The sequence below is a fragment of the Nocardia sp. NPDC019219 genome (assembly GCF_040632645.1).
In the GTDB taxonomy this organism is placed as follows: Bacteria; Actinomycetota; Actinomycetes; order Mycobacteriales; family Mycobacteriaceae; genus Nocardia; species Nocardia sputorum.
Genome location: NZ_JBEYCG010000014.1, coordinates 205,264 through 211,542, shown reverse-complemented (window position 1 = coordinate 211,542; position 6,279 = coordinate 205,264). Strand labels below are relative to the sequence as shown.

At 70.6% G+C, this 6,279-nt stretch carries 6 protein-coding genes; all 6 read right to left on the bottom strand.

Going from position 1 to position 6,279, the window contains the following annotated elements:
* Positions 1–733: AMP-binding protein (locus ABZ552_RS24970; RefSeq protein ID WP_357440059.1), on the bottom strand; the 733-nt coding region annotated here is incomplete at its 3' end.
* A 51-nt stretch (positions 734–784) separates the two neighbouring features.
* Entirely contained in the window at positions 785–2,422 is a 1,638-nt protein-coding gene (locus ABZ552_RS24965; protein WP_281917083.1) for a cation acetate symporter, read from the bottom strand.
* Positions 2,419–2,775, bottom strand: coding sequence for a DUF485 domain-containing protein (locus ABZ552_RS24960; protein ID WP_281874546.1), 357 nt, complete (start codon positions 2,773–2,775; stop codon positions 2,419–2,421). The genes ABZ552_RS24965 and ABZ552_RS24960 overlap by 4 nt, the downstream gene beginning before the upstream one ends.
* 161 nt (positions 2,776–2,936) lie before the next feature.
* Positions 2,937–4,688, bottom strand: coding sequence for a cation acetate symporter (locus ABZ552_RS24955; protein WP_357440074.1), 1,752 nt, complete (start codon positions 4,686–4,688; stop codon positions 2,937–2,939).
* 412 nt (positions 4,689–5,100) lie between these two features.
* The gene (locus ABZ552_RS24950; RefSeq protein ID WP_281874544.1) at positions 5,101–5,457 is read right to left on the bottom strand and encodes a hypothetical protein; all 357 of its coding nucleotides are present in this window, start codon (positions 5,455–5,457) and stop codon (positions 5,101–5,103) included.
* Positions 5,454–6,251 carry a LytTR family DNA-binding domain-containing protein gene (locus ABZ552_RS24945; RefSeq protein WP_281874543.1) on the bottom strand — a complete coding sequence of 266 codons (798 nt, stop codon included), beginning with the start codon at positions 6,249–6,251 and terminating at the stop codon, positions 5,454–5,456. Before ABZ552_RS24945 ends, ABZ552_RS24950 begins: the two co-directional genes overlap by 4 nt.
* Between the last annotated feature and the right edge of the window lie 28 nt (positions 6,252–6,279).

The window sequence follows — 6,279 nt, the reverse complement described above, 5'->3', positions numbered from 1 at the left end:
AGGCGTGGGCGACGGTGTCGTGCCACCACAGGTCGCGGCCCTCGGTCCAGGGGACTTCGATGCCGGTGCGGCGCACGACCAGCACGTGCTCGACGGTCGTCGGGTCATCGCCCAATGCCTCGTCCACCGCGGCCTTGAGCGGTGCGGGTTTGCCGCGCCGCCACTGCCCGTCGGTGGTGATCACCAACCGCGCACCGGCGTCGTCGACGCGCTGGCGCAGGGCGGTGGGGGAGAATCCGGCGAAGACCACCGAGTGCGTGAGCCCGAGGCGGGCGCAGGCGAGCATGGCGACGATGGCTTCGGGCACCATCGGCATGTAGATCGCCACCCGGTCGCCCGCGACCAGACCCAGCTCGGTGAGCGCGTTGGCGGCCCGGCAGACCTCGTCCCGGAGCTGTTCGTAGGTGATGGCGCGCGAGTCGCCGGGTTCGCCTTCCCAGTGGATGGCGACCTGGTCTCCGTGTCCGGCCAGGACGTGGCGGTCCACGCAGTTGTAGGCGACGTTGAGCTTGCCGCCGACGAACCACTTCGCCACCGGCGCGTCACTCCAGTCCAGCACCTGGGTCCACGGCTGCTCCCAGTGCAGCCTGCGGGCCTGTTCGGCCCAGAACTCCAGCCGATCGGACCGCGCCCGGTCGTAGAGCGCGTCGCTCGCGTTCGCCTGGGCGGCGAACTCCGGGGCCGGCGGGTAGGCGGCGGTGGTGTCGCGGTCATCGGTGGTTGCGCTGGTCACGCGAGATCTCCTAACGAAAGAGCAAGGGGGACGAGGTATGCCGGGCGACGATCAGTGCACCACCGCCTTCTCCGCGCCGACGCCGGTGAGCGAGCGGACCTCCATCTCCGCCGCCTTGGCCGGGTCCTCGGACCTGCCGCCGACGAAGGTTCCGAGCACGCCGAGCAGGAACGCCAACGGGATGGACACGATGCCCGGGTTGGACAGCGGGAACCAGTCGAAGTCCATGCCGGGCAGCATGGCGGTCTTGGTGCCGGAGACCGCGGGGGAGAACACGATCAGCACGATCGTCGAGATCAGGCCGCCGTACATGCTCCACAGCGCACCGGTGGTGTTGAACCGCCGCCAGAACAGCGAGTACAGGATGGTCGGCAGGTTCGCCGACGCGGCGACCGCGAACGCCAGCGCCACCAGGAAGGCGACGTTCTGGCCGTTCGCCAGGATGCCCAGGGCGATGGCCAGCACGCCGATCACCACCGCGGTGATCCGGGAGACCCGGACCTGTTCGCGCTCACCGGCTTTGCCGCGCTTGATGACGTTGGCGTAGATGTCGTGGGCGAACGACGCCGACGCGGTGATGGTCAGGCCCGCGACCACCGCGAGAATGGTGGCGAAGGCGACCGCGGAGATCACGCCGAGCAGCACCACGCCGCCCAGCTCGAAGGCCAGCAGCGGCGCCGCCGAATTCTGCCCGCCCGCGGCCGCCAGGATGCGGTCCGGCCCGACGATCGCCGCCGCGCCGTAGCCCAGCACCAGGGTGAACAGGTAGAACGCGCCGATCAGGCCGATCGCCCAGACCACCGAGCGCCGCGCCTCTTTGGCGGTGGGCACGGTGTAGAAGCGCATCAGCACGTGCGGCAGCCCCGCGGTGCCGAGCACCAACGCCAGACCGAGGGACAGGAAGTTGAGCTTCGAGGTCTCACTGCCGCCGTACTGCGCGCCGGGGGCGAGGACGTCACGCGCGGCGACGGCCTTGTTCGACGACTCGGAGACGGCTTCCTGCGCGGAACCGAGGATGTCGGAGACGTTGAAACCGAACTTGGCGAACACCATGACGGTCATCAGCGCCGCGCCCACGATCAGCAGCACGGCCTTGATGATCTGCACCCACGTGGTGCCCTTCATGCCGCCGACCAGCACGTACACGATCATCAACACACCGACGACGGCGATCACGACGGACTGTCCGGTCTTATCGGAGATGTCCAGCAGCAACGCGACGAGCCCGCCCGCGCCCGCCATCTGAGCGAGCAGGTAGAACAGCGACACCGTGAGCGTGGACAGCGCGGCGGCGGTGCGCACCGGGCCTTCCTTCAGCCGGAAGCTCAGCACGTCGGCCATGGTGAATTTGCCGGTGTTGCGCAGCATCTCGGCGACCAGCAACAGCGCGACCAGCCAGGCGACGAGGAATCCGATGGAGTAGAGGAATCCGTCGTAGCCGTAGACCGCGATGGCGCCCGCGATGCCGAGGAAGCTCGCGGCCGAGAGATAGTCGCCCGCGATGGCGACGCCGTTCTGCGGGCCGGAGAAGCCGCGCCCGCCGGTGAAGTAGTCGGCGGCGGTGGCGTTGTTCCGGCTGGCCCGGATCACCACGATCATGGTGAACACGACGAAGACGCCGAAGATGGCGATATTCGCGACCGGGTTGCCGACCGTCGCGGCGGCGGCGTAGGTGTGCACGGTGTTCACGCGCGTTCTCCCTCGAGGTAGCCACGGATCTTCGCCGCGCGCGGATCCAGTTCCCGGTTGGCGAACCGGACGTAGAGCGCGGTGATGGCGAAGGTGGAGACGAATTGGCCGAGGCCGAGCAGCAATCCGACGTTGACGTTGCCGAACACCGGGTGGCTCATGAAGTCGTGGGCGTACGCGCCGAGCAGGACGTAACCGAGATACCAGAGCAGGAACAACGCGGTCATCGGAAACACGAAGTGACGCAAGCGCATTCGCAGTTCCTGGAATTGGGGGCTCGCCTGGACTTCGGCGAATTCTGCTGCGCTCGGCGCTCGCCGCGGGGCGGTGTCGTCGAGTTCGGTACTGGTCATGATGGTCCTACCAAGTGACGTGGCTTACTTCTCGAGGACGGTAAGCCAGACCCGCGGGGCGCCAGTAGGCTGTGGTGTGGGTCACTCCATGAAGGTGTCCGAATCTGCGGTGAGCGGTCGATACCGCGCGACGAACGGTCGGCCCGCGGTGCGGTCCCTGGTCAGTCCGAGCGCAGACTGCGCTCGCGATCGGCACCCATGCCCAGTCGCTCGGGCGCGTGCATCCGGACGAAGATCCGGCTCACCGTCCTGGTCTCCAGTCCCCGGGTGACCGAGCTGACCAGCACCATGGTGGCGAACGCCAGCGGCACGCTGATCGCCGCCGGATAGCCGAGCAGCGCCGCGGGCCAGCCGCCTGCCACGTCGTCGGAGAATCCGCCGGTCACCGAGACGGCGGTGGCGGTGCCCGCGGCGAGCCCGCCCGCGATCAGACCGGCCGCCGCGCCCGTCGCGGTCAGCCCGCGCCACCAGATGCCCAGCACCAGCAGCGGGCACAGCGTGGAGGCGGCCACCGCGAAGGCCAGGCCGACGGTGCGGGACAGATCCAGCGACACCACCGTCAGCGACAGCGCCAGCGGCACCGAGCCCGCGACCAGAGCCGCGGTGCGGAAGTCCCGGATCCGCCCGCGCAGCATGTCGGTGCTGAGCACGCCCGCGATGCTCACCAGCAGTCCCGACGAGGTGGACAGGAAGGCGGCGATCGCGCCGGCTGCGGCCAGCGCCGCGAGCAACTGGCCCGGCAGCCCGGCCACCACCGACCCGGGCAGCAGCACCACCGCGGCGTCGCTGGTCCCGGTGATCAGCAACTGCGGCACGTACAGCCGGGCGAACACGCCCAGCAGGACGGGGAACAGGTAGAACAGCCCGACCAGACCGATCACCGCGAGCGCGGTCGCGCGCGCGGCCCGCCCGTCCGGGTTGGTGTAGAAACGCACCAGCACGTGCGGCAGACCCATGGTGCCGAGGAAGGTCGCGAGGATCAGCGAATACACCTGGTAGGTCGGATGCGGTCCGCCCAAGCCGCGGCCGGGCGCGAGCCAGCCCGCGCCGTCGGCAGGTGCGCCCGCCACCACCGGCACCGCCGCCCCCGCCTCGAGCACCAATCTCGTTCCCGCCGCCAGCTCGTGCGTGCCGGGTGCCAACGGCACCGGGCCGTCGACCACGTGCTCGTCCAGGGTTCCGGTGATCGAGACCCGCTGCGGCGCGCCGACCCGCACCACCACGTCGGTGGTCACGTCGACGGTGGTGCGCTCGGACACCACCGGCGGGGCGGGCGCGCCCAGCTCGCGCTCGTCGGCCAGGAAGTGCCCGAGCAGCACCAGCGCGGGCAGCGCCACCGCGGTCAGCTTCAACCAGTACTGGAACGCCTGGACCAGGGTGATCGAGCGCATCCCGCCGCCGACCACGTTGGCGATCACGATCGCGCCCACCGCCACCGCGCCCACCCAGTCCGGAACACCGAGCAGGATGTGCAGCGTCAACCCGGCCCCTTGGAACTGCGGGATGAGATACACCGCGCAGATGAGCACCACGACGGTGGCCGCGAGTCTTCGCAAACGCACTGAGCCCAGCCGGAATTCGGCGAAGTCGGGCACCGTGTACGCGCCGGAGCGGCGCAGCGGGGCGGCGACGAACAGCAGCAGCGCCAGGTACCCGGCCGTGAAGCCCACCGGGTACCACAGCGCGTCGGCGCCGTACTTCGCGATCAACCCGGCCACGCCGAGGAACGAGGCAGCCGAGAGGTATTCGCCGGAGATCGCGGCGGCGTTCCAGCGCGGCCCCACGCTGCGCGAAGCGACGAGGAAATCCGACGTGGTGCGGGCGAGGCGCACGCCGTACACGCCGATCGCGACCGTCGCCAGCGCCGCGAGCACCAGCGCCGCCACCGTCAGCGCGGGAGCCGTGCCCGGCATCACGGCGTGCCTCCGGGCGAGCCGGACGGATCGGCGCGGTACGCCCCCGCGACATCTCGACCGGTGGGCGAGCGCAACGGTTCGTTGTGCGATGCGGCCCCCGGCGGCGTGGACGTCGTGCCCGACGTCGGGGCGCACCTCTGGGCGGATTGGCTGGATCCGCGCGTTACCTGGATCCTGGGGACGTTTCGGCCGGTGGGCGAGTGGGACGGTTCGGTATGCGATGCGGCCCTGGTCACCGGTGTGGTCGACGCGCCCGATGAGGATCGTGACGGGCTCCGGGTCCACCGGCTCCGGGCGGGTGGCCGGGACTCCCGCGCGCCGGCCGGAGGGCACGGATCGGCACGGGCCATGTGCGGGCGGGCGGAACCGGGCGTCCGTGCCGCGGGATGAGTTCGGGCCGGGTGCACGGTCAGTCCTCGGCCAGTTCGAGGAAATCCTGTTCGTTGCGTTCGGCCAAGCGCACGTAGGTGCGGCCGACCAGGAACAGCAACGGGTATACCGCGCCGCCGAGCAGCAGCCACGGCAAACGGATGCCCAGCACCGTCATCGATCCGATCGAGCCGGTGCGGAACAGCACCGGCAGCGCGCACAGCAGCGCGATCGTCACCAGGCCCACGCGCAGCGCCAGCCCGAGTTGCGCGCGGATGAGGCCGCCGATGAGCGCTTCGCCGAATTCGGTCTGCTCGGCGACCTCCACGCGCGTGCGCACCCGGCGTGCGCCCCGTCGCTCGGAGAGCACCACGCGTCGGCGCTGCGGCGTGGTCACTGATTGCCCCAGTGTTGCCTAGGCCGGTGCACCAGCCGCTGTTTCAGCTCGCGCACCTGTCGTCGGCTCACCGGCAGTTCGACCGCTCGCGCGTCGCCCTCGGCGCGCAGGCACACCACAGTGCCGGAACCCACCGTGCGCAGCCCGGTGACCAACCGCAGCGCCACCAGATACGAGCGGTGCACGCGCAAGAAGCCCGCGTCGTGCCAGCGTGCTTCCAACGCCGACAACGGGATCCGCACAAGATGCGACCCGCCGCTCGTGTGCAGCCGCGCGTAGTCTCCATCGGCTTCCACCCAGCTCACGCTCGACCTCGGCACCAGCGTCGTCACCCCGCCCAGCTCCACCGGGATGACCTCGCTCGGGTCGGCGCGCGCGTCGGCGGCGGGCTGGTGCGGCGCGCTGCGGGCCGCCGCGATCCGTCGCACCGCCTCGGCGAGCCGGGCCTCGCGCAGCGGTTTGAGCAGGTAGTCCACCGCGCCCAGGTCGAACGCGGCGATCGCCCGGTCGTCGTGCGCGGTCACGAAGACCACGGCGGGCGGATTGGCGAACTCCGAGAGGATGCCCGCCAGTTCCATGCCGTCCAGGCCGGGCATGTTGATGTCCAGGAAGACCGCGTCGACGGGGTGGGCGCGCAGCACCCGCAGCGCGCTGGTGGCATCGCCCGCCGCGTGGATCTCCCCGATCTCGGTCCGCGCGCGCAGCAGATACACCAGCTCGTCCAGAGCGGGTTTCTCGTCGTCCACGGCGAGCACGCGCAGCGCGCCCGCCGGCTTGCCGGTAACGCGGGTCACAATCGCACCATCGTAAAGCTCCCGTGCC

What these genes read in the sequence shown, in the direction of transcription:
- ABZ552_RS24960 (WP_281874546.1), bottom strand. Translation starts at nt 2,775, where the DNA reads ATGACCAGTACCGAACTCGACGACACCGCCCCGCGGCGAGCGCCGAGC.
- ABZ552_RS24955 (WP_357440074.1), bottom strand. Translation starts at nt 4,688, where the DNA reads ATGCCGGGCACGGCTCCCGCGCTGACGGTGGCGGCGCTGGTGCTCGCG.